This is a genomic window from Ruegeria sp. ANG10 (genome assembly GCF_040705255.1).
Classification (GTDB): Bacteria; Pseudomonadota; Alphaproteobacteria; order Rhodobacterales; family Rhodobacteraceae; genus Ruegeria.
The window spans coordinates 297,562-323,655 of record NZ_JBFCVU010000002.1; the positions used below are offsets into that span (position 1 = coordinate 297,562).

A 26,094-nucleotide genomic window follows, 5' to 3' on the forward strand; every position below is an offset into this window, starting at 1 on the left:
CACCACAACCAAGCAAGAGGCCCCAATGACCGCGCAGGAAATCATCGACCATTTACAGTTGCAGCGCCATCCCGAAGGCGGCTGGTTTCGTGAAACATGGCGGGCCGAAAACGAAGGCCGCGCCACCGGTACTTGCATCTATTTCCTGCTGCAGGCGGGCGAACGCAGCCACTGGCACCGCGTCGATGCGACCGAGATCTGGCTGTATCATGCGGGGGCGCCACTGACCCTGTCCGTCAGCGCCACCGACGACGGCCCCGCCACCGATCACCTGCTGACCCCCGACCTGACCAAAGGTGCGCCGCAATTGATCGTACCCAAGAACCACTGGCAATCGGCGCAATCGACCGGAGCGTACACACTGGTCAGCTGCACTGTCTCACCCGGGTTCGAATTCGACGGCTTTGTGTTGGCCGCGCCGGGATTCGATATCGCGCGCGAGTAAGCCATGGACCACCGCGCCCTCATAGCGTCGATCCCGCCCGAGGCGAAAGACAGGCTTCAGCAACGATCTGACGCGGCCGGGCTGCGGCATCTGGCGATGTATGGCGCTCTACTGGCAGTTACCTCTGCCTGTATCGCTCTGAGGGTCCCTCTGTGGCCCCTGTTTGTCCTTCCCCAAGGCATCCTTCTGGTTTTCCTGTTCACGCTCAGCCACGAGTGTACACACAAGACACCGTTTCGCAGCGGCTGGCTGAACGATGTCATCGGGCATCTGGTGTCTATCCCAATCGCCCTGCCCTTTACGTGGTTTCGGTATTTCCATCTGGCGCATCACAAATGGACTAATCACCCGAAAAAGGACCCCGAACTGGGTGGCAAACCACGACCCGGAAATTGGCGGGACCTGCTGATTTACCTCAGCGGCTGGCCGTATTGGAGCGCGATGGCAAAGGTTCTGATGCAAAACGCCTTTGGTCGGATCGACGCCCCCTACCTGCCTGCCCGCCAACACCGCGCCATGCGTGTTGAGGCGCGGCTATTGCTGGTTCTCTACGTCTTTGTCGGTCTCAGCCTGCTCTATTCATCAGCGCTGTTCTGGTTGTGGCTCCTGCCGGTTCTGATCGCACAACCCGTTCTGCGCCTGTATCTTCTGGCCGAGCATGGCCTGTGCCCCCAGGTCGCCAATATGCTTGAGAACTCACGCACCACCTTCACCAATCGCATCGTCCGGTTTCTGGCCTGGAACATGCCCTACCACGCCGAACACCACGCTTTTCCCAACGTGCCGTTTCATCAGTTGCCGACTCTGCACGATCGGACCCAAGCATATCTGAAATCAACTTCAGACGGGTATTCCGATTTTACACAGGATTACATCAAGTCTCTGAAGTGAAGATCCATCTTCTAGTGGCCCTTTGACCTCCGACAAAAAAGCTGGTCAACGTCACCCCGATCCAACCGTTCAATCGGAAGGGGTCAGGACAGGAGGCGTATCGAAACGGTTGCGCCAGGCCACAAGGCACAATACCGGATCGTCCTGCGTTTCCATTGCATGCGGCTGATTGCTTTCGTGAAACACAGTGCCGCCTTCGCCGAGGGTTTCACTCGGACAGCCCTCGCGTTTGAACACGCCAGTTCCCGAAATCACCATGTACATTTCTTCTGCCGGATGATGATGCCACGGATAGTAAAGCTGAGGCGGCATGTGAACAATCCAAAGCCAGAGTTTGTTCGATGAGAACGGCCCTCCTGCTCCGACGATGGAATAACATCCAAAATTATTCAGGAAACGATCGCCGATATCTGTGTGTTTGTAGGTTTCTCGCCAAACCGCGTAAGGTGCTGCGTTTACGATCGCATCCTGCAGGTGAGCATAGGTTTGTGATACCAGCCCCGCCTTCTGCCGTAACACGTCGCCACACGGGAGATGAAATGGCGCAATCTCCTGCCTTTGAATGTCATCAGGAAACGGTGCGAAAGACGTCATCTGGGGATGGCTGACATATGCATCCCGAGCTTGTTGCAGTAGATTCTGGTAAACGCCTTCCTTGCTCATAAAGAGCGAGGATAGCCAGTATTCAGACTTGGGTTTGTCTGCATGCGACATCGAATGCAAATTTTGCTGCCGAGCGACCCGAAGACCTAATCTCGAAAGTTCCCGCCAAATTCCCTTCAGCCAGCGGCACCCATCGAAACCGTACTAACAACCCCACCCCCAACAAGAGCTTTGACCCCGGTTGTTCCGGGGCAGGATGTCGGCAACCCCCGCGCCACACGTACTGCGAGATAGGCGAAGGCCTGTGCCTCGAGCATGTCGCCGTCCAGCCCCACTGCTTCGACCGGTTCGACCGGGCAATCAAGCGCGACGCGCAGCATTTCCATCAGCACCGGGTTGTGCCGTCCGCCACCAGTGACCAGAAGGCGCGCGGGCGGTTTGGGGCAGTGTTCCATCCCCTGCAGCACGCCCGCCGCACACATGCCGGTCAGGGTGGCCACGGCGTCGGCATCGTTTAGCTCCTGAACCAACTGGATCATCTCGGCAAAGTCGTTCCGGTCAAGAGACTTAGGGGGCATCCGCGTAAAGTAAGGCTCGGCCAGAAACAGCTCGAGCGCGCCCATCTCGACAGTGCCGCCACGCGCGACCGCTCCGTCGCGGTCCATCGGCAGGCCCAGGCGCGCCTGCATCAGGTCATCAACGGGCGCATTGGCGGGGCCGGTGTCAAAAGCCAGCAAAGCTCCGGGCGCTTCCGGGCCGTCAAATCCGGGGTCCACATAGGTTAGGTTCCCCACACCGCCGAGGTTCAGGAAACACAGCGGCTGGGTCGCCCCGATCCATTTTGCGCAGGCAAAGTGGAAGAATGGCGCCAGGGGCGCGCCCTCACCCCCCATCGCCACGTCGTCACTACGGAAATCCCAGACGACCGGCACGCCCAAGGCCTGCGCCAACCCCTTGCCATCGCCCACTTGCAGCGTACCCCGACCATGCGGTTCATGCGCCAGAGTCTGACCGTGAAAGCCGATCAGGTCGATCTCTTCAAATTCCGAGAGCGCCTCGGCATGCGCAATAGTGACCAGCTCAGCCGCCTTGTCCACGTCCGAGCCGTGCCATTGACCCAGCGCTGCGCGCAAATCGCTGCGCTCGGCCTTGGTATAGGCGCGATAGCCGCTGGGTCCAAAACCGATGATGTGATGCCCGTCGGTTTCCACCACCGCAGCATCTACACCGTCCAGCGACGTGCCAGACATTGCACCCAGGGCTTTGATCGGCCCGCCTTTCCTGATGGCCCGGTTCACGCTCACCTCATTTATCTTGTTTTATGGCTCTTAACCTGCCTGTTTGAGACCCCACTAGGCAAGTCACATAGCACGGCGCGCGCGTATTTTTGGTTCAACCTGCGCGCCTGCAACCACAATCCGCTGAACGCGACAGTTGCACGCGCGCGCAGCCTGAGTAACCATTGCGGACATCTGCACCCTAAACGGACGGCCATGACAGACACACAGACCCCCAACCAACCCACTGAAGGGCGTAACTACCAGCTGATTTTCTGGTCAGGGTCGCTGGCCACAATCGGTGGGCAGTTGGTGAATCCCAATCTGGTGCTGCCCTTCCTGTATCTGGCCTTGGGGGCCCCGACGTTTTTCGCTGGCCTGTTGCTGCCATTTGTGACCGGATCGCGCCTGATAGCCGAGATTTTCATGTCTCCGTTCATCAACCGGGTAACCCGCGCGAAGCTGGCGGTTTATGTGCCGAACATACTAACTGCCTCTATTCTGGCCGTCGTCGCATTGTTTGCAACAAACCTGCCCAACCTCCTGATCGTTCTTCTGTTTCTGACGACTTCGGTTGTTATGGGACTGTGCCAAGGGATCACCAGCCTGGGCACTAGCCAAATCTACGGCATCTCGGTGCCCGAGGCGAAGCGCAATCGGATGGTGTTTGCGCAGGCCACGATCTCGGGCGTTCTGGCGATCCTGGTGGTCTGGATGACGCGCGACCTGCTGGCCTCGGACCAACCGATGCAGCGCCATATTGTCGTCCTGTGGTGCGGCGTCGTCGCCATGTTCGCTTCTGGTGTCAGTTTTGCCGGTGTTCGGCTACTGGAAGCAGAGCAGGCCCGCGCGCCGGTGCCAAAAAGCAAACCCAAACCGCTGGCCGAGCTGATAACCGCGTTCAAAACCGGTATGACATATTCCTGGTATCGCAAGTTTCTGACTGCACGCCTGATCTTTGTTTCGGTGGAATTGGCCATGCCATTTTATACGATCCACGCGGCGACCTTTCACACAAGCACAAAACACTCGCTCAGCTATTTCGTGATGGCAGCCAGTCTGGGCATGGTTCTCGGCTCGATCCTGTGGGGCTGGCTCAGCGGGCGGATTTCGGTAAAGCCGGTGATGTGGCTGGGATGTCTTATTTCGACACTTTCCGCAGTTCTGGCTCTGGCCTTCACCTATCTGGGGTACGCGCAATACGTCTGGGCCTATGCGCTGGTCATCCTGCTGCTGTCGCTGGGTGGAAATGGCGTTATCTATGGCCGCTATCTCTATATCATCGAAAAGACCTCAGAACAGGAGCGTCCCTATCTGGTCGCCCTGGGCGATGTCAGCGCTGGTCTGATCGGTATGGTTTTTGCTGCAATCCTGGGCGCGGTGGCGCATTGGCACGATCCGGTCACGCCGATCTTTGCGCTGGCCGTGCTGAACCTGATCGCAATGCTCTATGCGCTGCGGCTGCCGCCAACCAAAAGCTGACACTGCCCACGTTTTTCTTGGAAATGGTGGCTTTTCCTTGCCCAAAGCGACGCCTATACAGTGCCCCGCAACATCAACCCAAAGGGCACGATATGACCTACCACCCCAAATCGGATTTCATCGCCACGATGATCGAGCGCGGCTTTCTGGCCGACTGCACCGATTATCAGGGCCTTGACGAAGCGCTGATCAGTGGGTGCAAACCGGCCTATATCGGCTTTGATGCGACGGCCAAGTCGTTGCATGTGGGTAGCCTGATCCAGATCATGATGCTTCGGTGGTTCCAGAAAACCGGTCACCAGCCAATTACCCTGATGGGCGGCGGCACCACCAAGGTGGGCGACCCGTCGTTCCGCGCGGACGAACGCCCCTTGCTGGGCCCCGAACAGATCGACGAGAACATCGCCGGCATCAAAAAGGTGTTCTCGGCCTATATCGACTATGACAGCGACGCCGAAAACAAGGCGCTGATGCTGAACAATGCCGAATGGCTGGACGACCTGAACTACCTCGATTTCCTGCGCGACATCGGGCGGCACTTCTCGGTCAACCGCATGCTTTCGTTTGAGTCCGTGAAATCACGGCTGGATCGAGAACAATCGCTCAGCTTCCTCGAATTCAACTACATGATCCTGCAGGCTTATGATTTCCTTGAGCTGAACCGCCGTTATGGCTGCGTTCTGCAGATGGGCGGCAGCGACCAGTGGGGCAATATCGTCAACGGGATCGACCTGACCCGCCGTGTGCTGGATCATGAGATCTACGGCCTGACCTCGCCGCTGCTGACCACCAGCGACGGCAAGAAGATGGGTAAATCTCAGGACGGCGCCGTGTGGCTGAACGCCGAGATGCGCTCGCCCTACGAGTTCTGGCAGTTCTGGCGCAACACCACCGATGCGGATGTCGGGCGGTTCCTGAAGCTCTACACCGAAATGCCGGTGGATGAGTGCGAGCGCCTGGGCGAGCTGCAAGGGTCCGAGATCAACGAAGCCAAAATCCGCTTGGCGAACGAAATCACTACCCTGCTGCACGGGGCCGAGGCCGCATCCAAGGCCGAAGCAACCGCACGCGAAGTGTTCGAAAAGGGCGGCGTGGGTGGCGATCTTCCTACCCTGACCCTCAGCGCAGATGAGTTGGGCGATGGCATGTCCATCGTGCAAGTCATCGTGAAATCGGGTCTGGCCAAATCGGGCAAAGAGGCCAAACGCCTGATCGCCGAGAACGGCGCCAAACTGGATGACGCCCCGCTGACCGATGCGGGGTTGATGATCGACGCAGGCGCGCTGTCGTCGCCAATCAAGCTGAGTGCCGGTAAAAAGCGACACGCGCTGGTGCAGCTAGGCTGATCACAGACCTGCCCATTACAAATAACGGCCACCCCATCGGGTGGCCGTTTTCATTTTCAAAGGTGTAGGTTCATGTTGGCGCGGTTAACGCTTGCCGCCCTTGCCGTCGCCGTGGCCGCCCTTTCCACCGCCGTGGCCTCCTTTGCCGCCGCCTTTACCGTCGCCGTGGCCGCCTTTGCCGCCGCCGTCGCCGCCTTTGCCTCCGCCGTGACCGCCGCCATTGCTGCCCCCATTGCCGTGACCACCGCCACCATTGCCATTGCCGCTATTGCCGCCACCGTTTCCGGTGCCGGGGCCAGAGCCGCCGTTATTGCCACCGCCGTTGCCGGAATTCCCGTTATTTCCGTTACCATTACCGGGGCCGCCGTTGTTGCCACCGTTGCCGCCGCCGCCGTTGCCGCCATTGCCGCCGCCGTTGTTGCCGCCATTGCCGCCGCCGTTGTTGCCACCGTTGCCGCCACCGCCGTTGCCGCCATTGCCGCCGCCGTTGTTGCCACCGTTGCCGCCACCGCCGTTGCCGCCATTGCCACCGCCACCGCCGTTGCCTGGGTCATCGCCACCGTCACCGGGATCACCGCCACCGTCACCGGGGCCACCGCCGCCGTTGCCGGGGTTGTCACCTCCGCCTCCACCGCTAGACCCGGAACCGCCTCCGTTATCTGAATCAAGACCGGCAAACTGATCATTTCCCCGCGCCTCGCCCGGGTTTCCCGATGCACCAATCGAACCCGTTGGTTGGTCGGTCAACAACGATGCCAATCCTGGGCATTGCGCCGTTGTGTTGCGCAATGTGGTCGCGAAATCCGACCGTTGTTGCAGGCGTTCCAGAAAGCTGGGTGTCACCTGCTGACAATCACACAGCGCCTGATAATCCCCCCGATTTGCAGCATCCCGGGCGGTCTTCCAGTTGCACACCTCTGGCGCAGCTGCGGCGCTGCTTGCCGCCATCACAGTCAGAAAAGGTGCTATTACCAGCACAGGAATTCCGACTTTCAAACTCTTACGCATAACACTTGTCTCCTTGTTCGGCGCCCCCTCGACGCGTCAAATTGATAGGTACCGATGTGAGACTTGCGCATTAAGCGTAGTTAAAGGTCCTCTGAGAATCGCTTGAGAAACGGCATAAAACTTTGAAAAATCTCGTCCGAATTGTGGACATCACCTAAATCCTCAGATTAACTGAACAAACGTTCATATCCTGAGAGGAGACCGCCGCCATGCAATTTTCCACCACATCCGCGATCATCACTGGCGGTGCTTCGGGGCTGGGCGAAGCAACCGCACGCCACTTTGCCGAGCGCGGCGCGCAGGTCACAATTCTGGACCGCGACGGCGTTCGCGGCACTCTGGTCGCGGAGGAGATCGGAGGGTATTTCGCGGAAACGGACGTGACGAACGAGGCATCCGTCGCGGCAGCGGTCGAACAGGCGAAGAACAATATGGGCCGGATCACGGCCGCCGTGAACTGCGCCGGGATCGCTTATGGCATCAAGACCGTGGGCAAGGACGGCCCCCACCCTCTGGACGCCTTTCAACGCACCATCGACATCAATCTGGTGGGCACATTCAACGTCTCGCGTCTGGCCGCGGCTGAAATGGCAAAGAATGACCCTGAGCCCGACGGCGCACGCGGTGTGATCATCAATACCGCATCAATCGCGGCCTTTGATGGGCAAAAGGGACAAGCGGCCTATGCGGCCTCAAAAGGCGGAGTGGTCGGGATGACCCTGCCGATGGCACGCGATCTGGCCTCGACCGGAATTCGGGTGATGGCAATCGCGCCCGGCATCTTTATGACCCCGATGCTGGCCGGTCTGCCCGAAGAGGTACAGCAGCAACTGGCCGCTGACGTACCCAACCCAGCCCGTCTGGGTGATCCACGCGAATATGGGCGACTGGCCGGGTTCATCGTCGAGATGGGATATTTGAACGGAGAGGTTATCCGCATCGACGGTGCCCTGCGAATGCGCTAGGTCAGTTTCATGACCGAACGTGAAAAGATGCAGGCCGGAGAGTGGTATTGCTGCCTGGATCCGGAACTGGATGCCCTGCGCATACAAGCCCGGCGCGCGGTTCACGCGCATAACATCTGCCCCCCTGATACCCGCGGTGCGATAGCACCGGAATTGCAAGTGCTGTTTGCCGGCATCGGGTCGGATTGCTTTATCGAGGCTCCTTTTCACTGCGCCTATGGGGTGAACATCCTCCTTGGACAGCGCGTCTATTTCAACGCGGGTTGCGTGGTTCTGGATACCGCGCCGGTACAGGTCGGAGACGGCACGATGTTCGGCCCGCACGTTCAGATTTATTGCGCCCAACACGCCAAAGACCCGGTTGAACGTGCGCAGGGTCTGGAAATTGGCCTGCCGGTGACGATTGGACGGAATGTCTGGGTGGGCGGAGGAGCCATCCTGATGCCCGGCATCGCCATCGGCGACAATGCCACCATCGGTGCGGGCAGCGTCGTGACCAAAGACGTCGCGGCCGAAGAAACGGTTGTTGGAAACCCTGCCCGGCCGCTCAGCCGCCCCTAGGCGCCGTCGGCCTTTTCTTCAAGCATCAGCCACTCATCCTCGGCTGCGGCCAGTTTTTCCTGCCGTTCGACTAAGGCTTCGGTCGCCTTCTGGAATTTGACCGGTTCGCGGGTGAACAACTCGGGATCGGACATGAGGTCTTCCAGCTTGCCGATCTCGGCCTCAAGCCGGGCGATTTCGGCGGGCAGTTTCTCAAGCCGGTGTTTTTCCGAGAATGACAGGCCCGATTTCGTTTGGCTGTCCTGCTTTATCTTCGGCTTGGAGAGTTTTGACTTTTCAACCTTCTTCTCAGCTACTTCCCCTCGCTGCGCAACATAATCCGACCACCCGCCTGCATAGACGGTCGCGCGGCCATTGCCCTCCATCGCGATGGTCGTGGTGGCGACGCGGTCTAGGAAATCCCGGTCGTGACTGACCAGCAGAACAGTTCCGTCATAATCGTCCAGCAGTTCCTGCAACAGATCCAGCGTTTCGACATCCAGATCGTTGGTCGGTTCGTCCAGCACCAGCAGGTTCGTGGACTTCGCCATCAGTTTGGCCAGCAGCAACCGTGCTTTTTCACCCCCTGACAGGGATTTAACCGCCGCTCTGGCCTGCCGTTCGTCAAACAGGAATTCCTTGAGGTAGCCGACCACATGCTTGGGTTGGCCGCCGACCATCACCTGATCGGCCTTGCCGGAAACTCGCATCTCGGGATCGCCGGTCAGGCTGTCCCAAAGGCTCATTTCCGGGTCCAGTTGCGCGCGGGTCTGATCGAACACCGCAACCTCAAGATTGGTACCCAGGGTCACCGACCCCTCATCCGGTTGCTCTTGTCCAAGCAGCATTTTTAGCAGGGTCGTTTTGCCTACACCATTTGGTCCGACAAAAGCCACCCGATCACCGCGCTGCACCAACAGGTCAAAGTTTCGAACGATCTGTTGCGCATCAAAGGACTTGGCCAAGCCTCTGGCCTCGATCACTTTTCGTCCGGATTTCGGCCCCGCCTCAAGCGTCATCGCCGCCGAGCCCTGACGTTTGATCTGCGCCGCCTTTTCTGCCCGCAATGCTTGCAGGGCGCGCACGCGGCCCTGATTACGCTTGCGTCGTGCGCTGATGCCTTCAACAGCCCATTTTGCCTCGGATTTGATCAGGCGGTTCAGTTTATGCCGCTGCTGGTCCTCTTCCTCCCAGATCTTGTCACGCCAGGTTTCGAACGCGTCAAACCCCTGCTCCTGCCGCCGCACCATGCCGCGGTCGATCCACAGCGTTGCGCGGGTCAAAGCGCGCAGAAACGCGCGGTCGTGCGAGATCAGCACAAACGCCGCCCGCGTCGCGCCCAATTCACGTTCCAGCCACGCGATGGCTTCGATATCCAGATGGTTGGTCGGCTCGTCCAGCAGCATCAGGTCGGGTGCTTCGGCCATCAGCTTTGCCAAGGCCGCGCGACGTCGTTCCCCGCCCGAGGCGGTCTCGACCGGGCGCGAAGGATCGAACTTCAACCCCTCCCCGGCGCGCTCTACCTTGTACAGCTCACCCGGTTCCAATCCGCTTGAGGCATAGTCGCCCAGCGTCGCGAACCCTTCCATCCCTGGGTCCTGCTCCATATACCCGACGGATTTCCCCGGAGGCACCACGATGTCACCTTGGTCGGGCTCGACCAGACCGGCCATCACTTTCATCAAGGTTGATTTGCCTGACCCGTTGCGCCCCACCAGCGCAACACGATCACCTGGCTGCACCACCAGGTCCAGCCCCGAAAACACCGGATCGCCCCCGAAGGTCAGGGAAATGCCGGACATCTGCAACAAAGGAATTCTCGCCATATCCGCCAGCTAAACCGGCAAGGCCAAGGGGTCAACGGCGATTACCGAACCCCCGCCCGCAACAATCGTTTCCGTGCCGGGGGAATCGCGCCGATCTCAAGCCCTGTGAACACGTGCAGCGTGTTCATGTGCCGATCGACCACCGCATGATCACTGACCCAGCCGCCCATCATCAGATAGGTGCGTAACAAAGGTGGCATCCGCAACATCGCCTTTTTCACATCCGGTCTACGGCGCAGACGCGCGGCAAAACGGAATACATCAGGTGCTTTGACCCGCGGCAACCAGCGTTTTGGGGCCAGATGCCGATGCTTTAACATCGCGAAAGCATCCAGATACTCTTCGGTTTCGGTCCCGGCGAAGGACGAACAGCCAAACAGCATCTCGACATTATTTTGATCCACATAGGCCGTCATTGCACCCCAAGCGACACGCAGAATGTCTGGGTCGGTCCAGTCCGGATGAACGCAAAACCGCCCCATCTCAACCATCCGACCGCTAAACCCCGCAAGCGCAGAAAGATCATAGAACTGCGCCGAATAGCTGCGGCCGATTTCAGTGCCATCCGCCATGGTCAGCATGCGAAAACAACAGACCACCTGCCCGCCCGCGCGCGCATCTTCGACCAGAATATGGGCACAGACCGAATCGAAATCGTCCTGATCGATTTTTTCTGTCCCAAAGGCCAACATCCGCAGCTGCTGTGCCGCCGCCACGTCCTGCGGCGACTGCGCCAGCTGGGCGCGATACCGCCCCTTACCAAGCAATAGTGCCATGGTCGCATCCTCCGCGGTTGCTGACCTGTTTCCGCTTGCCATGCCCCTATCACACAATGTGTGACTGCCGCATGACCATCGCAAGATGTGGCTGTAACTTACTGTGACGCCCCGGGAATATTGGCCGGGTTGAAGTTGCCGATGTTACCCAACAGCTGACGGATAAAGCCCTGACCCTGAATCGTGGACTCGGTGATCCGGCGATCCAACGTGACGACAATACCGTCCTCAAGCCCGAAACGTTCGATGTTGCGCACCACACCCCGGTCATCAAAGCTGATGGCTACCAGTTCGCGTGAGACCACTTCGGGCTTTTTCGGGCCGTAATGACGAATGCGTGACCGGACGTAATAGAACCCGGAATCGCGGATCACGCCGGACGAACTGGGGGCACCGACCGCCTCGATCACACTGTCGCGGGTGTCCACACCCACTTTGACCTCGGCCAGATCCTCGGGCGTTGGGATATATCCGTGATTCTTGAAGACCGGCGTACATGCACCGAGCGCTGCCAGACAGGCCGCAAAGACAAGCGTTTTCGACGCCGGTTTCAACCTGTTCACAACCTTCAACATTCACACCCTCTTGCCTTGGCCCGTTACGGACCCTATCCGCTTACATCAAACCGCAGCCCCGGTTCAACACAGGAAAGGGTCACGAATGAGCAACCAGACATCTCTGCGGGTGGCCGATCTGCCCCAAAACGCACCTACCCCCTTTGACTTGCGCCCAGACGCCAAGGCTTTGGAGGTGATCCGGGACAAGTTGGGCCTGCTTGGCCTGCGCAAGCTCAGCTTTGTGGGTGACGTAAGGGCACAGGGCAAACGTGACTGGGTATTGAACGGAAAACTAGGGGCCACGGTGATTCAGCCCTGCGTGGTGACATTGGAACCGGTGACCACCCGCATCGACATTCCAGTTGCGCGAATCTATTTGGCCGACTGGGTTGATCCAGAAGAGCCCGAGTTTGAAATTCCCGAAGGTGATGAAACCGAACAGCTTGGTGCCGAGATCGACCCAGCGCTTGTCATGGTCGAGGCCCTGTCGCTGGCCCTGCCCCAATACCCACGTAAAGAGGGCGCCGAACTGGGACAGGCTGGCTATACCGAGCCGGGCAAACAGGCCATGACAGACGAAGACGTCAAACCCTTTGCCGGTCTGGCCGGTTTGCGCGACGCGCTGAAAAAAGACGAGTGACATAGGTCTGTTTTCCTGTCATATCAGGCCCTCAGAAAAATCGCTTGAACATGTCGAGAATCGCAGTATTTTCGCGCGCTCATCGGAATTTGGGTTGGACATTGCGGGGATCGTCCCCTAAACGCGCGTCAAACCACGAGATAAACGAAGAATGAAACCCGGCCCACAGCGAATCTGTTGGCCCTTAGTTAGACAAAGGTTGAGACCATGGCCGTCCAACAGAACAAAGTTTCCAAGTCGCGTCGCAACAACCGCCGCGCACACGACGCTCTGGTTGCTGCAAACCCGAACGAATGCCCCAACTGCGGCGAGCTGAAGCGCCCGCACCACGTCTGCGCGTCCTGCGGCCACTACGATGACCGCGAAGTCGTCGCACAGGCCGACGAAATCGACCTGGACGAAGACGCGGCCTAAGCCTTTAAAAGCGCAGGCAAGGAATGACTGAACAGCCCTCGCACGCCGGACGGATTACCATCTCGGTTGACGCTATGGGCGGAGACTCGGGGCCCGCGACTGTGGTTGCGGGCATTGCCAAATCGGCAATCAAAAACCCCGATATCGCGTTTATTCTGCACGGGCCTGAGCCTACGCTGCGCAAACTTGTTGCCAAACGGCGTGTCCTTCAGGGGCGCGTCGTTTTTCGTGATTGCCCCGATGTAGTCACGATGGAGGACAAGCCCAGTCAGGTTGTCCGCAGTGGTAAGCAGACCTCGATGTGGTCGACGCTGGAATCAGTGCGGCAAGGAGAGGCGCATGGCGCCGTTTCCTGCGGCAACACCGGTGCGCTGATGGCACTGTCAATGATGCGACTGCGCAAATTGCCGGGTGTGAACCGTCCGGCGATTGCGATTCTGTGGCCATCGCGCAACCCGCAGGGGTTCAACGTGATGCTGGATGTGGGCGCGGATGTGCGCGCCGACGCCAAGGATCTGCTGCAATATGCGCTTATGGGTGCATCCTATGCCCGCAACGGTATGGCGCTGGAACGTCCTAGGATCGGTCTGCTGAACGTGGGCACAGAGGAACACAAGGGCCGCGCCGAATTAAAAGAAGCACACACTATGATAACGGAATTCGCAGAGCAGGCGAATTTCGAGTTTACAGGTTTCGTTGAAGGCAGCGACATTCCCGGCGACAAGGCGGATGTCATTGTCACTGATGGGTTTACCGGCAACGTTGCCATTAAGACCGGCGAAGGCACCGCCAGCCTGATTGGCGACTTGTTGCGCAAAGCGTTCAAGTATTCACCGCTGTCTCGCCTTGCTTCGGTACTGGCGATCACGTCGCTGAATCGTTTGAAAAAGCGTATCGACCCGCGCCAAGTGAATGGCGGCGTTTTTCTTGGCCTCAACGGAACTGTGGTCAAATCACATGGTGGCGCGGATGCCATCGGAGTCTCGGCAGCAGTCAAACTGGCCTTTACCCTGGCCCAGTCTGGTTTCGCCGAAAAATTGGCGGCACGGGTTGCATCGACAGCCGAGCTTGCACAAGATGCCGCCCACACGCCGCCAAAGGCTGGCGAATAACAAAAAAGGCAGTACCCAAGCATGGCAGGCCGTTCAGTTGTCGTTGGTGTCGGACACTATTTGCCAGAGCGCATCGTTCCGAATTCCGAGTTTGAAAAGACGCTCGATACAACGGATGAGTGGATTAAGACCCGCTCGGGTATCGAGCGCCGCCATTTCGCCGCCGAAAACGAAACAACGTCCGATCTGGCCACCAAAGCAGCCGAGGCCGCGCTGGCCGATGCGGGGCTGGTGGCTGACGATATCGACGCGATCATTGTGGCAACTTCGACCGCCGATCTGACTTTCCCATCTGCCGCGACCATGGTGCAGGCACAGCTGGGCATGACCAAGGGCTTTGCCTTTGACGTTCAGGCCGTCTGCGCCGGGTTCGTCTTTGCGCTGACCAATGCCAACGCCCTGATCGTATCCGGTCAGGCCAAGCGCGTTCTGGTCATTGGGGCCGAGACATTCTCGCGAATCATGGACTGGACGGACCGGTCCACCTGCGTGCTGTTCGGCGATGGCGCTGGTGCGCTGGTGTTGGAGCTGCAAGAGGGCGAAGGCAGCGCGCAGGATCGTGGCATTCTGGCGACCGACCTCAATTCAGACGGGCGCTACAAGGACCTGCTTTACGTCGATGGCGGTGTGTCGACCCAATCGACCGGGCATCTGCGGATGCAAGGTAATCAGGTGTTCCGCCATGCGGTCGAAAAACTGGCCAAAACGGCGGAAACCGCGTTGCAAAGCGTTGGCCTCAGCAACACTGACGTCGATTGGATTGTGCCACATCAGGCAAATATCCGCATTATTCAGGGCACCGCCAAGAAAATGGGCCTGCCGATGGAAAACGTCGTCGTCACAGTTCAGGACCATGGCAACACATCAGCCGCGTCGATTCCCCTTGCCTTGTCCGTCGGCAAACAGCGCGGGCAAATCAAACAAGGCGATCTGGTCGTGACCGAAGCCATCGGAGGCGGTCTGGCCTGGGGCGCGGTTGTGCTACGCTGGTAACCGGCGCAAATCGGCTTACACGCAGACTTGCAATTCATTGATATTGACAGCGAATTTCCCCTCGCCATATTCTGCTGTATCAACAGGGGAAATGGTATGGGCGATAAAACACTGACCCGAATGGATCTGAGCGAGGCCGTCTTTCGTGAGGTAGGCCTGTCACGCAACGAAAGTGCGCAGCTGGTCGAAAGCGTTCTGAACCACATGTCCGACGCTTTGGTGCGCGGCGAGCAGGTGAAGATTTCGTCATTCGGCACGTTCAGCGTTCGGGATAAAACTGCCCGCATCGGCCGCAACCCTAAAACCGGCGAAGAGGTCCCGATTCAGCCCCGCCGGGTTCTGACGTTCCGCCCGTCGCACCTGATGAAGGATCGCGTCGCCGCAGGGAACCGCAAGTAAGATCAGGACGACACGGTCATGAGCAAGTCCCCCGACGCCTTTCGCACGATCAGTGAAGTCGCGGACTGGCTGGGCGTTCAGGCTCATGTCCTGCGATTCTGGGAAAGCCGTTTCAATCAGGTTAAACCAGTAAAGCGCGCTGGTGGGCGGCGTTATTACCGGCCCAACGACATGCGTTTGCTGGGTGGCATCAAAAAACTGCTGCATGAGGACGGGATAACCATCAAAGGCGTTCAGCGTATCCTGCGCGAACAGGGCGTGGCGCATGTTTCCGCGCTTTCGCAAGGGTTAGACGAGATGGCCAAACCGGACGCCACCGCTAACGACAGTGTGGTTGTGCCCTTCTCTTCTAAGCCAGTCGAGACAAGCGAACAGATCAAACTGAATCTGGACGGTGCTGCACCCGTTGTCGAGGCCCCTAAGGTGGAGCCTGCTGCGCCCAAACCGCAACCGGTCGCTGCGAAACCTACGCCGGAGTTTCTGGATGAGGCCCCCCTGCTGGGTGGAATCGCAACGCAGGCATGGAACCGCACCGATTTCGATGACGATCTGCTGAAACAGATTGCTCCGGTGGCAAAGGACTTGCGCGCCGTTCTTAACCGCATTGAAAACCGAACGGCGGGATAAGAAAAAAAGGCGATGATTTCCTCTTGCCCCTGCCGGGAAAGTCTTTATGAACACCTCAACGTCGGGCTATGGCGCAGCCTGGTAGCGCGTCCGTCTGGGGGACGGAAGGTCGCAGGTTCGAGTCCTGCTAGCCCGACCAAATCACACCGACGTTTATGGCAGACAGGCCAGATCCCGCTCTGGCATCAGGGGGGATTGGAATGACAGGTGTATGCCCAAATCAGCAGATCGAAGCGATGATCGCGCGCGGCGAAATCACCGCCACCCCCGAGGTTATCCCTGCGCAGGTTCAACCTGCCAGCCTTGATTTACGCTTAGGAACAGTGGCTTACCGTGTTCGCGCCTCGTTTCTGGCCGGCGAAACCCGATCCGTCGCGGATCGGTTGTCTGAGTTCGAGATGCACCGCATCGATATCTCGGACGGGGCGGTCCTGGAAAAAGGTTGCGTCTATCTGGTGCCGCTGATGGAATCGCTGGCCCTGCCCGAAAACGTGACGGCTGTGGCTAATGCCAAAAGCTCGACCGGGCGGCTGGATTTGCTGACCCGCACCATCACCGATGGCGGCACCGAGTTCGACCGCGTGCCCGCGGGCTACACCGGTCCACTTTATGCCGAGATCTGCCCGCGTTCCTTCTCGGTGCTGGTACGTCCCGGGATGCGGCTCAATCAGATTCGCTTTCGTCAGGGTCAGGCCGTGCTTAGTGACGCGGAACTGACCGCGCTGCACAGTGACTCGCCCTTGGTTGACGGCCCTGCAGTGATTCAGGACGGGTTGGGTTTTTCGGTCGATCTGCAATTGCCTGACACCGATCTGGTGGGTTATCGCGCCAAGCCGCATACCGGAGTGATCGATCTGGACCGGATCGGAGAATACGACCCTCAGGAATACTGGGAAGAGGTCCGCACCACCGATGGCCGCATCATCTTGGACCCGGGCGCCTTCTACATTCTGGTCAGCCGCGAGGCCGTCCACATCCCGCCCCTCTATGCCGCCGAGATGGCGCCGTATCTGGCCATGGTGGGTGAATTCCGGGTGCATTACGCCGGTTTCTTCGACCCCGGATTCGGACACGCCGCCGCCGGAGGTGCTGGATCACGTGGAGTGCTTGAAGTGCGCTGTCACGAGGCACCTTTTGTGCTGGAACACGGTCAAGTCGTCGGTCGGTTGGTCTATGAGAGAATGGCCGAAATGCCCACACAGCTGTACGGTGCTGGCATCGCCTCAAACTATCAGGGGCAAGGCCTGAAATTATCCAAGCATTTCAAGGCAGTTAGCTGATCAGAACTTCATGAACCGACGCGCCTGACGGGTTATTCGTTGCGCTTGTTTGAGGTTCTGCGACGGGCGTGGGCCTTTGTTGTTGGCACGGTTGGCATCGCCAGGCAGTTCGTTTTTACCACCCATACGGTTTGCCATATCAAAGCCCTTGTCCACGCCTTTGCTGACAAGACGGCGCATGACCTGACGTACGATCATGTCGATGATCCGATTGGCATTCATTGCTCAACTCCGTTTTCTGACCCCCAACATAGGCGAATTGTGTGACAACAAAAGGGTCGTTTGATCACTCTTCCTCGAACAGTTCGGTCTGATCTTCATCCTGCTCGTCTTCGCGCCCCTCGCCCAGTGGGATAGTGCCCGGCGGTGGCCTGTTTTCCAGCAATCCAGCGGCGCGTAGCTCCTTGAGCCCCGGCAGGTCGCGAGCGTTCTCAAGCCCGAAATGGTCCAGGAAATGCGGCGTCACTACGAAAGTCACCGGACGGCCCGGTGTCATTCGGCGTCGACCAAGCCTGATCCACTCCATTTCCAGCAACTGGTCGATCGTCCCGCGTGAGACCGAGACACCACGTATCTCTTCAATCTCAGCTCGCGTGCAGGGCTGATGATAGGCCACGATGGCCAACGTCTCGATGGCCGCGCGGCTCAGTTTCCGGGTTTCCACCGTTTCTTTCTGCATCAAAAAGCCCAGATCGGGGGCGGTTCGAATGGCCCAGGCCTCGCCAATCTTGACCACACGAACACCGCGCCCTTCATATCGTTTCTGAAGCATTTCAACAGCTTGCGCCGCGTCGCTGCCATGGGGCATCCGGGCCTCAAGATCGGAGGTAGTCACCGGTTCGGCGCTGGCGAACAGCACGGCCTCGACCATGCGTTCTTGCTCCGCCAGCGGCGGCGCTTCGAACAGAGTGCCGGTGCCTTCGTCTTCAGGGGCGTCAGTCACGTGTGTCAGTCCTCTTGCGCAGATGGATCGGGGCAAAGGTCTCGCTCTGCTTGATCTCCATATGTCCTTCTTTCACCAATTCCAGCGAGGCCGCAAAGGTCGCCGCCGTGGCCGAGCGCTTGCGGACTGGGTCCGCGTCCCAACCTTCAGGCAAATAGGTCTCCATATCCGTCCAGGTGCCCGCGAAGCCGATCAGGGGGCGCATTCGTTCCAGCGCTTGTTCCATCGTGAACACGGCGTCACGGTCCATCACGAAGGGGCGGAATTCGTCGCGTGTGCGGATACGGGCATACCCCTGCATCAAATCCAGCAAGGTTGCCGAATAGGTCACGGTGCGGATGCGAGTGACATCCTCGCCCTGCCCGCGTTTGAAGAAATCGCGGCCTAGCTGGTCCCGCGCCATCAGGCGGGCCGCAGCATCACGCATGGCCTGCAGACGTTCCAGCTGAAACGCCAGATGCGCGGCCAGCTCCTCGCCCGACGGCCCCTCATCATCCGGATCAGGGGGCAGCAGCAAGCGAGATTTCAGGAAGGCCAGCCACGCCGCCATAACCAGATAGTCAGCCGCCAATTCAATCCGCAGCGCGCGAGCTTTTTCAACAAAAGTCAGGTATTGCTGCGCCAGCGCCAGAACCGAGATTTTCCGCAAGTCGACCTTTTGCGTCCGCGACAGGGTCAACAACACGTCCAACGGGCCTTCGAACCCGTCGACGTCAACGATCAGGGCTTCGGCCGCAAGGCGATCCGCGACCGAGACCGGGTCTTCGCTGAAAAGGTTATCGTTCATATACCTGCCCGCCCATTAGGGCAGATAGTTCCGCCTCAGTCGCGGGGATGTCAAGTTCCGCAGGCTTTTGCCGCATCGCCAGCGCCTTTTCTGCGCGTATCTCGGCCTGCTCGGTCATTTCTCCGGCCGCTTTCAGCACATTGGAGCGGGCTTCAAACGACCCGTTACAATGTAAAACCACGTCGCACCCGGCGGTCAGCGCCTGACGGGCAATCTCCTCGGGCGCGCCGCTGAGGGCCTTCATCGAGATATCATCGGTCATGATCAGGCCATCAAACCCAATCTTGTCGCGTATCAGACCGATCATGGTGGGTGAAATCGTCGCCGGTTGCGGATCGATCCGGTCATAAACTAAATGCGCCGTCATCCCCATCGGCAGGTCGTTCAAGGCACGGAACGGCGCGAAATCGGCCTGTTCCAATGCGTCTTGCGTCAGATCGACATGCGGCAGGTCGTGGTGGCTGTCCAGCGTGGACAGGCCATGGCCCGGCATGTGCTTGATCACTGGCAGAACACCACCATCCAGATGCCCCTTGGCAACCGCCTTTCCGATCCCGGAAACTGTTTTTGAATCAGAGCCATAGCAGCGGTTCTTCAGAAAAGCATGGGTATCCTCACGCGCCAGATCCACCATCGGGGCACAATTGCTGTCTATCCCCAGTTCAAACAGTTCATTCGCGATTAAGCGATAGCGTAGGTACATGGCGCGTTCGGCCTGATCCCCGGCGCGCGCAGCGTGATCCAGGGGTGGCATCCATTCCCGTGCTAAAGGCGTGCGCAGGCGTTGCACCCGGCCGCCTTCCTGATCAATGGTGATCGGGCAATTGCGTCCCACCGCCTCGCGGAAATCATCACACAGGGCACGGACCTGATCGGCGGTATCGATGTTGCGGGCAAACAAAATGAACCCAAACGGGTTCATTTCTTGGAACAGACTTTTTTCTTCGGGCGTCAGGCGCAAGCCTTCTGCGTCAGTGATAGCCGCGCCGAAACTCACCGAGCGGCCACCGGGATACAATCAGCGCCTTGCGCCTCGAGCGCGGCGCAAAACTGACGCGAGTCGCTTAGGTCGTCAAATCCCAGAACCCGCAAGCGATAAAAGGTCCGTCCACCACGTGAGGTTTTCTGGATAACGCGTTGTTTTCCATCCATATACTCACCGAAACGTCCATTCAGGCGATCCCATTCAGCCCGCGCCACATCCGTGCTTTCATAGGCCCCAAGCTGGGCCATGCGCGTGCCTTTGGACAATGTATCCGGGTCAATATCCAACCCCACAGCAGCTTTGACCGCAGCGTTGATCGCGTCCTCGGTACTGCTGCTGGTGGTGATCCTTGTGGGTGTAGAACGGGCCGGGCGCGTGTTGGGGCGCAAAGACCGGCGAACACCCGGCAGTGCGGCCAGTTCCGGATCAGGCAATTGTGCGGCCAGATCAGCGGGGTCTATCGCAGGCTCTTCTTCGGGCACAACCAAAGAGGCCAGTTGCACGCCCTGCTCGGTCGGTTCGTCGATTTGTGCCGCGTCACCAGCCAGTTCAGCGACCAACGCGTCAACCGAACCCTGACGCAGTTGCGCAGCCTCCTGATCAGAAATCTCTTCCTGCACCACATGCACGGCCGGGGTGGGTTTCAAAGGCTCAACCGGCGTGTCCTCATCCGACAGGGACACCGGGCGCGGTGCAAGGATCAGACGATCCGCCGGCGGTGCGGCTGTTCCCACCGCGGCCACTGTGTTAACGGCCAATCCCTGGTGATCGGCAGGTGTTCCACCGGGGCTTTCCGGCTGAATGCGCATGGGCCCTTCGATGGCACGCACCACCGGAACGCCGCTGACATCGCGCATCACCAGCTTGTAACCCCAAACACCGATCCCTGCGACCAAAGCCAGGGACGCAACCGCGCCCAGCGCGTTTACCATACGGCCCAGGCCCGCTGCGCGTGGTGCTTCTTCATACCCGTGTATGTCGTCGGAATAGTCATACCCATCCTGAGGATGCGGTTGATTCGTGTAATGCATCTGCTCGGGGCGCATCTGCCCCGAGTAATCGTAACGTGCCATGTCCGCCTCACCGCCCGATTCACGCCATAAAACAAGGCGCGCGGGTCATTTCTTGCCTACCTCGTACCGGTGCTTCGGGCGGTGTTTGTTACCGCATCTCCTGCGCCGGGGTAACGCCAAGAATACCCAAGCCCGCTGAAATCACAACAGAAACGGCGCGGGCCAATGCGATTTTTGACTGGCTTGTGGCAACATCGCCATCCTGGATAAAACGCAGTTGCGTCTCATCGTTGCCCTTGTTCCACAGCGCGTGGAAATCGCCAGCAAGCTCATACAAGTAGAAGGCAACCCGGTGCGGTTCATTCGTCCGCGCGGCGATCTCAACCAAACGAGGCCATTCGGCCAGCTTCTTGGCCACGGTCAGTTCCGAGAAGTGATCGGTCTTGCTGAGGTCCGCACCCGCAAGGGTCTCGTCATCAGCGGCAATCCCTGCCTCGGCGGCGCGGCGCAACACGCTCATGACACGTGCATGGGCGTATTGCACGTAGAACACGGGGTTCTCGCGGCTCTGCTCAAGCACCTTGTCAAAATCGAAATCCAGCGGCGCGTCGTTCTTACGGGTCAGCATCACGAAGCGGGTCACGTCGGGGCCAACCTGATCGACCACATCGCGCAGGGTTACAAAGTTCCCTGCCCGTTTCGACATCTTGAACGGCTCGCCATTCTTCCACAGCTTCACCAGCTGTGTCAGCTTGATATCCAGCGGCACCTTGCCGTCGGACAGCGCCGATACTGCTGCCTTCATCCGTTTGACATAGCCACCGTGGTCCGCGCCAAACACGTCGATCAGTGCGTCAAAGCCACGGCTCACCTTGTCATAGTGATAGGCGATATCCGGGGCGAAATAGGTCCAGCTACCGTCCGATTTCTTGACCGGGCGGTCGACGTCATCGCCATGTTCGGTCGACTTGAACAGGGTCTGCTCGCGCGGCTCCCAATCCTCGGGCTTCTTGCCTTTTGGCGGCTCTAGCACACCCTCATAGATCAGTCCCTTTTCGGTCAGCGACTTCAGCGCAGCCTCGATCCGGCCTGTGCCATAGAGCGATTTCTCCGAGAAGAATACATCCATCTCTACGCCCAGCGCCTTCAGGTCAGCGCGGATCAGATCCATCATCGCGTCGGTCGAAAACTCACGCAGCTCTTCCAGCCACTCGCTTTCCGGCTTGTCGATCAGGCTGTCACCGTATTTTTCTTTCAGCGCTTCGCCGATTGGGATCAGATAATCACCGGGATACAGGCCTTCGGCAATCTCGGGGCTCAACCCGTTGGCTTCGCGATAGCGCTCGTAGGCTGAGCGTGCCAACACATCGACCTGCGCGCCGCCGTCGTTGATATAGTACTCGCGGGTGACATCATGGCCGGAATAGGCCAGCAGGCTCGCCAGCGCATCGCCGAACACCGCACCTCGTGTATGACCCACATGCAGCGGACCGGTTGGGTTTGCCGAGACGTATTCCACGTTGACCTTCTGCCCCTGCCCCATGGTCGAGCGGCCATAGTCGGTCCCTTTCTCCAGCACAGCTGCCAGAACACCCTGCCAAACCGCAGGCACCAACCGCAGGTTCAAAAAGCCCGGCCCGGCCACTTCGGCGCTGGTGATCCGGTCATCCGCCGCCAGTTTTCCGGCAAGCACATCGGCAATGTCGCGCGGCTTCATCTTGGCCGGCTTGGCCAAGACCATCGCGGCGTTGGTCGCCATGTCGCCATGCGCGGCATCGCGCGGTGGTTCGACCGCCACATTGTCAAAGCTCAGCCCGTCGGGCAGAGCACCTTCGGACTGCATCTGTGCCAGCGCGTCCAGTACAAGGCTGCGGATCTCGGAAAACAGGTTCATTTCGGATGTCCTTTTGCTTGTCCGGCGGTTTACCACGCAAAGCGGCAAGGTCAATGGAAGCGATCAGTTTCCGCTTGGATTAGCGGTAAACCGGGCTAAGGTCACAGGAAAATCTCAACCCGGAGACCGTTTCATGCGCCTAGCCCTGTCCCTTGCAATCGCCCTTACCACCTCGACTGCCGTAAGGGCCGAGATGCCTGCGCCGCAAGGCCATGTCATTGTCTCACTGGGCGGAGCGATCACCGAAACCAATCTGCCGCCGCGGGGCGAGAATGATGGCGGCCTGCTGGGGTATCTCGAAGTACAGCACGACGGTGCTGCCGGGTTTGATGCCGCGATACTGGACAGTCTGGAGCAGGTGGAGATCACGATTGCCTACGGTCCAGAAGGCAATCAGCGCGACATTGCCTTTTCGGGGCCGCGCTTGTCGGATGTGATGGTCATGGCCGGGGCCGAAGGGAAGACAGCCAAGCCGATGGCGATGGATGGCTATCAAGCAGAAATCCCGTGGGACAGCATTCAGGCGCACCAACCCATCATGGCGACCCACGCGGATGGCAGCCCAATGGGTATCGGCGGCTATGGTCCGACGATGATCGTTTTTCCGGCAACGGACGACGCCGATCTAGCCGCCGAGCAATCCGGGCAGCAGGTCTGGGCGCTAGCCTATATCGGGATCGAGTGACGAGCGGCCCGTCAGCCTTTTGTGATCCTGCAACGCAAAGCGATCGGTCATCCCGGCAATGTAGTCCGACACAATCCGCGCCAGCGCCGTTTCACCTCGGGCGGCCTCGATTTCGCTGTGCCAACGGGCTGGCATTTGTTTGGGATCGTTCAAGTAGATCGGGAATAATTCTTCAACGACCGCAGACACTTCGGCCCTGACCTTCATCACGCTGGGCGCGCGATACATCCTTGAAAACAGGAAGGCGCGGATTTCTTTGAGCTGCGCCCAAAGCCCCGCCGAGAATTGGATCACCGGATAGCCCAGATGCCGAATATCTTCGACCGTTTGCGCGCCAGACTCAGCGATCAGATCGCGTGAGGTGTCGATCACATCCGAAACCATCACCCCGAACACGCGACGCAACGCTTCGTGCCTACGCCGATACGGGTCCAGACCGGGGTATATGCGGTCCACCTCCGCATAGCAATCACCGACGATGGGCAATTGCTGAATTTCCTCGTCCGTGAACAGATCGGCCCTGAGCCCATCCAACAGATCGTGATTGTTATAGGCTATATCGTCAGACAGCGCCGCCACCTGTGCCTCAGCGCTGGCATGGGTGTGCAGTTCCAGGTCAAAACCGCCATTGCACTCGGCCAATGCCCACGGCAATTCGCCTGTCACAGGGCCATTATGCTTGGCAATGCCCTCGAGACATTCCCATGTCAGGTTGCAGCCGTCGAATTCGGCATAGTGGCGTTCCAACTTGGTGACGATCCGAATGGCCTGCGCGTTATGATCGAAGCCGCCGTATGGCTCCATCAAAGCGTGCAAGGCGTCCTCTCCGGTATGACCAAAGGGAGTGTGCCCTAGATCATGCGCCAGTGCCACAGCTTCGGTCAGTTCGGGGTTCAACCCCAAAGCCCCGGCAATCGTTCGCGCCACCTGCGCCACTTCGATCGAATGCGTCAGGCGCGTGCGATAACTGTCGCCCTCATGCTCGACAAACACCTGTGTCTTGTGTTTGAGCCGCCGAAACGCGCTGGCATGAATGATCCGATCCCGGTCGCGCTGGAAGCATGACCGGAAACTGCTTTCCTCCTCAGGTACAAGCCGCCCCTTTGCGCGGCCTGGGTCCGAGGCAAAACCTGCTCTGTCCAAAGGCCTTATCCTTGTCGCCTGTCCTTGCAATTTCTATATTGTAAGGCGTAAAGGAAATAAACCTTTGGAGACTGGCATGAATCTGCCCCCCACAGTCACAGAACGCGCCTTTGAACGTCTCGCCGAGATCGGCGCGGCAGATCAGGGTCAGGCCCTGCGTGTCGCAGTGGAAGGCGGCGGATGTTCCGGTTTTCAATACGAAATCGCGCTGGACAAGCCGAAAGACGACGATCTTGTGCTGGAAGGCAAGGGCCAAAAGGTCATTGTTGACTCGATTTCCCTTCCGTTTCTGGAAAACGCGGTGATCGACTTTACGCAGGAACTGATCGGCGCGCGGTTTGTAATCGAAAACCCCAACGCGACTTCGTCCTGCGGCTGCGGCACGTCGTTTTCCATGTAATCGCGGTGGGGGCTTTGCCCCCACACCCCAAGGTATTTTTAGCCAGATGAAGCAGGGATCCGCTCTCTGACACAACCATCAGAGAGCTTCACCTGGCGCAGTCATCGGCTCCTCCGCCTGTACCGCAAAACTCTTTTTTATCAGTTTCGTTAAGAATCCGTTTCTTCATCTGGCCCCAAATACCTCGGAGCGCGAGGCAGAGCCTCGCAAACCTGCCATCCTCCTTGCCGTTGGGCCTGTTCTGGGCGATAGGTTCTCCCAAGCCACTGGAGGATCGCGCATGAAAATCGCCACGTTTAACATCAACGGCATCAAAGCGCGGGCCGAAGCCCTGCCCCGGTGGCTTGACGAAGCACAGCCTGACGTCGTCCTATTGCAGGAAATCAAATCAGTCGATGAAAACTTCCCACGCGAGATATTCGAGGAACGTGGCTATAACGTCGAAACCCACGGCCAGAAAAGTTTTAACGGCGTCGCCATCTTATCAAAACTTCCACTTGAGGATGTGTCCCGTGGCCTGCCCGGAGATGATGAGGACGAACAGGCGCGCTGGATCGAAGCAACGGTGATCGGTAAGCAAGCGCTGCGGATTTGCGGGCTGTACCTGCCCAACGGCAACCCGGTACCCGGGCCGAAATATGATTATAAACTGGCCTGGATGGAGCGGTTGTATGATCGGGCGCGCGACCTGATGGCCAGCGAAGAACCGGCACTTATGGCGGGAGACTACAACATCATCCCACAGGCCGAAGACGCCGCCCGACCGGATGCCTGGCGCGAGGATGCTTTGTTCCGGCCCGAAAGCCGCGCGGCGTTTCGCAAAATCCTCAATTTGGGCTTTACCGAAGCGTTTCGGGCCCGCACCCAAGGGCCTGGTCACTACTCATTCTGGGACTATCAGGCAGGTGCGTGGAACAAAAACGATGGCATTCGCATCGACCATTTCCTACTGACACCACAGGCCGCCGATCTGATGCAAGATTGCCAGATTGATGCTGCCGTGCGTGGGCACGAGAAACCGTCGGACCACGTGCCAGTCTGGATTCAGCTCGACCTTTAAAAG

The 26,094-nt window shown here is 59.0% G+C and carries 29 protein-coding genes and 1 tRNA gene; 17 read left to right on the forward strand and 13 right to left on the reverse strand.

What is annotated here, in order from left to right; translation table 11 throughout:
* The first annotated feature begins 25 nt into the window (after positions 1–25).
* Entirely contained in the window at positions 26–445 is a 420-nt protein-coding gene (locus AB1A64_RS05510; RefSeq protein WP_366550501.1) for a cupin domain-containing protein, read from the forward strand.
* Positions 446–448: 3 nt separating this feature from the next.
* A complete protein-coding gene (locus AB1A64_RS05515) occupies positions 449–1,336 on the forward strand; it encodes a fatty acid desaturase (protein ID WP_366550502.1) in 888 nt (295 codons plus the stop codon).
* A 69-nt stretch (positions 1,337–1,405) separates the two neighbouring features.
* On the opposite strand, the gene AB1A64_RS05520 is transcribed toward AB1A64_RS05515, so the two are convergent.
* Both AB1A64_RS05520 and AB1A64_RS05525 read right to left on the reverse strand, forming a co-directional pair.
* Complete coding sequence (locus tag AB1A64_RS05520) at positions 1,406–2,050, reverse strand: dimethylsulfonioproprionate lyase family protein (RefSeq protein WP_366550503.1); 645 nt, start codon at positions 2,048–2,050, stop codon at positions 1,406–1,408.
* A 65-nt stretch (positions 2,051–2,115) separates the two neighbouring features.
* Positions 2,116–3,237 (reverse strand): anhydro-N-acetylmuramic acid kinase, encoded by a 1,122-nt coding sequence (locus AB1A64_RS05525; protein ID WP_366550504.1) that lies wholly within the window; start codon positions 3,235–3,237, stop codon positions 2,116–2,118.
* A 195-nt stretch (positions 3,238–3,432) separates the two neighbouring features.
* Here AB1A64_RS05525 and AB1A64_RS05530 point away from each other — a divergent pair, with 195 nt between their 5' ends.
* Positions 3,433–4,698 (forward strand): MFS transporter, encoded by a 1,266-nt coding sequence (locus tag AB1A64_RS05530; RefSeq protein WP_366550505.1) that lies wholly within the window; start codon positions 3,433–3,435, stop codon positions 4,696–4,698.
* Between the two features lie 92 nt (positions 4,699–4,790).
* A complete protein-coding gene (gene tyrS, locus AB1A64_RS05535; protein WP_366550506.1) occupies positions 4,791–6,044 on the forward strand; it encodes a tyrosine--tRNA ligase in 1,254 nt (417 codons plus the stop codon).
* Between the two features lie 84 nt (positions 6,045–6,128).
* Here tyrS and AB1A64_RS05540 read toward each other — a convergent pair whose 3' ends face one another.
* On the reverse strand, positions 6,129–7,052 hold the full coding sequence (locus AB1A64_RS05540; RefSeq protein WP_366550507.1) for a hypothetical protein: 924 nt from the start codon (positions 7,050–7,052) through the stop codon (positions 6,129–6,131).
* 209 nt (positions 7,053–7,261) lie between these two features.
* Between AB1A64_RS05540 and AB1A64_RS05545 the strand changes: the two genes are divergently transcribed.
* Both AB1A64_RS05545 and AB1A64_RS05550 read left to right on the forward strand, forming a co-directional pair.
* The gene (locus AB1A64_RS05545; protein ID WP_366550508.1) at positions 7,262–8,017 is read left to right on the forward strand and encodes an SDR family NAD(P)-dependent oxidoreductase; all 756 of its coding nucleotides are present in this window, start codon (positions 7,262–7,264) and stop codon (positions 8,015–8,017) included.
* 9 nt (positions 8,018–8,026) lie between these two features.
* Positions 8,027–8,578 carry a sugar O-acetyltransferase gene (locus AB1A64_RS05550; RefSeq protein ID WP_366550509.1) on the forward strand — a complete coding sequence of 184 codons (552 nt, stop codon included), beginning with the start codon at positions 8,027–8,029 and terminating at the stop codon, positions 8,576–8,578.
* On the opposite strand, the gene AB1A64_RS05555 is transcribed toward AB1A64_RS05550, so the two are convergent.
* The 3 genes from AB1A64_RS05555 to AB1A64_RS05565 form a co-directional block, all read right to left on the reverse strand.
* A complete protein-coding gene (locus tag AB1A64_RS05555) occupies positions 8,575–10,383 on the reverse strand; it encodes an ATP-binding cassette domain-containing protein (RefSeq protein ID WP_366550510.1) in 1,809 nt (602 codons plus the stop codon). The two genes, AB1A64_RS05550 and AB1A64_RS05555, sit on opposite strands and share 4 nt — an antisense overlap.
* Positions 10,384–10,424: 41 nt before the next feature.
* Entirely contained in the window at positions 10,425–11,159 is a 735-nt protein-coding gene (locus AB1A64_RS05560; RefSeq protein ID WP_366550511.1) for a GNAT family N-acyltransferase, read from the reverse strand.
* Between the two features lie 98 nt (positions 11,160–11,257).
* Positions 11,258–11,734 carry an outer membrane protein assembly factor BamE gene (locus AB1A64_RS05565; protein ID WP_366550512.1) on the reverse strand — a complete coding sequence of 159 codons (477 nt, stop codon included), beginning with the start codon at positions 11,732–11,734 and terminating at the stop codon, positions 11,258–11,260.
* Between the two features lie 85 nt (positions 11,735–11,819).
* On the opposite strand from AB1A64_RS05565, the gene AB1A64_RS05570 reads away from it, so the two are divergent.
* From AB1A64_RS05570 to AB1A64_RS05605, 8 genes are all read left to right on the forward strand, one after another.
* The gene (locus tag AB1A64_RS05570) at positions 11,820–12,356 is read left to right on the forward strand and encodes a DUF177 domain-containing protein (protein ID WP_366550513.1); all 537 of its coding nucleotides are present in this window, start codon (positions 11,820–11,822) and stop codon (positions 12,354–12,356) included.
* 207 nt (positions 12,357–12,563) lie between these two features.
* Complete coding sequence (rpmF, locus tag AB1A64_RS05575) at positions 12,564–12,770, forward strand: 50S ribosomal protein L32 (protein ID WP_008756996.1); 207 nt, start codon at positions 12,564–12,566, stop codon at positions 12,768–12,770.
* Between the two features lie 23 nt (positions 12,771–12,793).
* Positions 12,794–13,882 (forward strand): phosphate acyltransferase PlsX, encoded by a 1,089-nt coding sequence (plsX, locus tag AB1A64_RS05580; RefSeq protein WP_366550514.1) that lies wholly within the window; start codon positions 12,794–12,796, stop codon positions 13,880–13,882.
* A 21-nt stretch (positions 13,883–13,903) separates the two neighbouring features.
* Complete coding sequence (locus tag AB1A64_RS05585; protein WP_366550515.1) at positions 13,904–14,875, forward strand: beta-ketoacyl-ACP synthase III; 972 nt, start codon at positions 13,904–13,906, stop codon at positions 14,873–14,875.
* A 96-nt stretch (positions 14,876–14,971) separates the two neighbouring features.
* A complete protein-coding gene (gene ihfA, locus AB1A64_RS05590) occupies positions 14,972–15,274 on the forward strand; it encodes an integration host factor subunit alpha (RefSeq protein ID WP_008755922.1) in 303 nt (100 codons plus the stop codon).
* 18 nt (positions 15,275–15,292) lie between these two features.
* On the forward strand, positions 15,293–15,901 hold the full coding sequence (locus AB1A64_RS05595) for a MerR family transcriptional regulator (protein ID WP_366550516.1): 609 nt from the start codon (positions 15,293–15,295) through the stop codon (positions 15,899–15,901).
* 62 nt (positions 15,902–15,963) lie between these two features.
* Positions 15,964–16,040: transfer RNA gene (locus AB1A64_RS05600), tRNA-Pro, on the forward strand.
* A gap of 61 nt (positions 16,041–16,101) precedes the next feature.
* Positions 16,102–17,181 carry a 2'-deoxycytidine 5'-triphosphate deaminase gene (locus AB1A64_RS05605; protein WP_366550517.1) on the forward strand — a complete coding sequence of 360 codons (1,080 nt, stop codon included), beginning with the start codon at positions 16,102–16,104 and terminating at the stop codon, positions 17,179–17,181.
* On the opposite strand, the gene AB1A64_RS05610 is transcribed toward AB1A64_RS05605, so the two are convergent.
* The 6 genes from AB1A64_RS05610 to argS form a co-directional block, all read right to left on the reverse strand.
* Positions 17,182–17,403 (reverse strand): hypothetical protein, encoded by a 222-nt coding sequence (locus AB1A64_RS05610; protein WP_366550518.1) that lies wholly within the window; start codon positions 17,401–17,403, stop codon positions 17,182–17,184.
* Between the two features lie 64 nt (positions 17,404–17,467).
* The gene (gene scpB / locus AB1A64_RS05615; protein WP_366550519.1) at positions 17,468–18,124 is read right to left on the reverse strand and encodes an SMC-Scp complex subunit ScpB; all 657 of its coding nucleotides are present in this window, start codon (positions 18,122–18,124) and stop codon (positions 17,468–17,470) included.
* Positions 18,117–18,911 carry a ScpA family protein gene (locus AB1A64_RS05620; protein ID WP_366550520.1) on the reverse strand — a complete coding sequence of 265 codons (795 nt, stop codon included), beginning with the start codon at positions 18,909–18,911 and terminating at the stop codon, positions 18,117–18,119. The genes scpB and AB1A64_RS05620 overlap by 8 nt, the downstream gene beginning before the upstream one ends.
* Positions 18,901–19,908, reverse strand: coding sequence for a beta-N-acetylhexosaminidase (gene nagZ / locus AB1A64_RS05625; protein WP_366550521.1), 1,008 nt, complete (start codon positions 19,906–19,908; stop codon positions 18,901–18,903). The genes AB1A64_RS05620 and nagZ overlap by 11 nt, the downstream gene beginning before the upstream one ends.
* Positions 19,905–20,969 (reverse strand): SPOR domain-containing protein, encoded by a 1,065-nt coding sequence (locus AB1A64_RS05630; protein WP_366550522.1) that lies wholly within the window; start codon positions 20,967–20,969, stop codon positions 19,905–19,907. The genes nagZ and AB1A64_RS05630 overlap by 4 nt, the downstream gene beginning before the upstream one ends.
* 88 nt (positions 20,970–21,057) lie before the next feature.
* Complete coding sequence (gene argS, locus AB1A64_RS05635) at positions 21,058–22,803, reverse strand: arginine--tRNA ligase (RefSeq protein ID WP_366550523.1); 1,746 nt, start codon at positions 22,801–22,803, stop codon at positions 21,058–21,060.
* A gap of 133 nt (positions 22,804–22,936) precedes the next feature.
* On the opposite strand from argS, the gene AB1A64_RS05640 reads away from it, so the two are divergent.
* The gene (locus tag AB1A64_RS05640; RefSeq protein ID WP_366550524.1) at positions 22,937–23,488 is read left to right on the forward strand and encodes a hypothetical protein; all 552 of its coding nucleotides are present in this window, start codon (positions 22,937–22,939) and stop codon (positions 23,486–23,488) included.
* Here the strand turns inward: AB1A64_RS05640 and AB1A64_RS05645 are convergent.
* Entirely contained in the window at positions 23,465–24,631 is a 1,167-nt protein-coding gene (locus tag AB1A64_RS05645; protein ID WP_366550525.1) for a deoxyguanosinetriphosphate triphosphohydrolase, read from the reverse strand. The two genes, AB1A64_RS05640 and AB1A64_RS05645, sit on opposite strands and share 24 nt — an antisense overlap.
* A gap of 76 nt (positions 24,632–24,707) precedes the next feature.
* Here AB1A64_RS05645 and AB1A64_RS05650 point away from each other — a divergent pair, with 76 nt between their 5' ends.
* Positions 24,708–25,031 (forward strand): iron-sulfur cluster assembly accessory protein, encoded by a 324-nt coding sequence (locus AB1A64_RS05650; RefSeq protein WP_366550526.1) that lies wholly within the window; start codon positions 24,708–24,710, stop codon positions 25,029–25,031.
* A 280-nt stretch (positions 25,032–25,311) separates the two neighbouring features.
* Positions 25,312–26,091 (forward strand): exodeoxyribonuclease III, encoded by a 780-nt coding sequence (gene xth, locus AB1A64_RS05655; protein ID WP_366550527.1) that lies wholly within the window; start codon positions 25,312–25,314, stop codon positions 26,089–26,091.
* Positions 26,092–26,094 lie beyond the last annotated feature (3 nt).

Coding starts and splice junctions, on each gene's coding strand:
- AB1A64_RS05510 (WP_366550501.1), top strand. CDS start 26: ATGACCGCGCAGGAAATCATCGACCATTTACAGTTGCAGCGCCATCCC.
- AB1A64_RS05515 (WP_366550502.1), top strand. CDS start 449: ATGGACCACCGCGCCCTCATAGCGTCGATCCCGCCCGAGGCGAAAGAC.
- AB1A64_RS05520 (WP_366550503.1), bottom strand. CDS start 2,050: ATGTCGCATGCAGACAAACCCAAGTCTGAATACTGGCTATCCTCGCTC.
- AB1A64_RS05530 (WP_366550505.1), top strand. CDS start 3,433: ATGACAGACACACAGACCCCCAACCAACCCACTGAAGGGCGTAACTAC.
- tyrS (WP_366550506.1), top strand. CDS start 4,791: ATGACCTACCACCCCAAATCGGATTTCATCGCCACGATGATCGAGCGC.
- AB1A64_RS05540 (WP_366550507.1), bottom strand. CDS start 7,052: ATGCGTAAGAGTTTGAAAGTCGGAATTCCTGTGCTGGTAATAGCACCT.
- AB1A64_RS05545 (WP_366550508.1), top strand. CDS start 7,262: ATGCAATTTTCCACCACATCCGCGATCATCACTGGCGGTGCTTCGGGG.
- AB1A64_RS05550 (WP_366550509.1), top strand. CDS start 8,027: ATGACCGAACGTGAAAAGATGCAGGCCGGAGAGTGGTATTGCTGCCTG.
- AB1A64_RS05555 (WP_366550510.1), bottom strand. CDS start 10,383: ATGGCGAGAATTCCTTTGTTGCAGATGTCCGGCATTTCCCTGACCTTC.
- AB1A64_RS05560 (WP_366550511.1), bottom strand. CDS start 11,159: ATGGCACTATTGCTTGGTAAGGGGCGGTATCGCGCCCAGCTGGCGCAG.
- AB1A64_RS05565 (WP_366550512.1), bottom strand. CDS start 11,734: ATGTTGAAGGTTGTGAACAGGTTGAAACCGGCGTCGAAAACGCTTGTC.
- AB1A64_RS05570 (WP_366550513.1), top strand. CDS start 11,820: ATGAGCAACCAGACATCTCTGCGGGTGGCCGATCTGCCCCAAAACGCA.
- rpmF (WP_008756996.1), top strand. CDS start 12,564: ATGGCCGTCCAACAGAACAAAGTTTCCAAGTCGCGTCGCAACAACCGC.
- plsX (WP_366550514.1), top strand. CDS start 12,794: ATGACTGAACAGCCCTCGCACGCCGGACGGATTACCATCTCGGTTGAC.
- AB1A64_RS05585 (WP_366550515.1), top strand. CDS start 13,904: ATGGCAGGCCGTTCAGTTGTCGTTGGTGTCGGACACTATTTGCCAGAG.
- ihfA (WP_008755922.1), top strand. CDS start 14,972: ATGGGCGATAAAACACTGACCCGAATGGATCTGAGCGAGGCCGTCTTT.
- AB1A64_RS05595 (WP_366550516.1), top strand. CDS start 15,293: ATGAGCAAGTCCCCCGACGCCTTTCGCACGATCAGTGAAGTCGCGGAC.
- AB1A64_RS05605 (WP_366550517.1), top strand. CDS start 16,102: ATGACAGGTGTATGCCCAAATCAGCAGATCGAAGCGATGATCGCGCGC.
- AB1A64_RS05610 (WP_366550518.1), bottom strand. CDS start 17,403: ATGAATGCCAATCGGATCATCGACATGATCGTACGTCAGGTCATGCGC.
- AB1A64_RS05620 (WP_366550520.1), bottom strand. CDS start 18,911: ATGAACGATAACCTTTTCAGCGAAGACCCGGTCTCGGTCGCGGATCGC.
- AB1A64_RS05630 (WP_366550522.1), bottom strand. CDS start 20,969: ATGGCACGTTACGATTACTCGGGGCAGATGCGCCCCGAGCAGATGCAT.
- argS (WP_366550523.1), bottom strand. CDS start 22,803: ATGAACCTGTTTTCCGAGATCCGCAGCCTTGTACTGGACGCGCTGGCA.
- AB1A64_RS05640 (WP_366550524.1), top strand. CDS start 22,937: ATGCGCCTAGCCCTGTCCCTTGCAATCGCCCTTACCACCTCGACTGCC.
- AB1A64_RS05650 (WP_366550526.1), top strand. CDS start 24,708: ATGAATCTGCCCCCCACAGTCACAGAACGCGCCTTTGAACGTCTCGCC.
- xth (WP_366550527.1), top strand. CDS start 25,312: ATGAAAATCGCCACGTTTAACATCAACGGCATCAAAGCGCGGGCCGAA.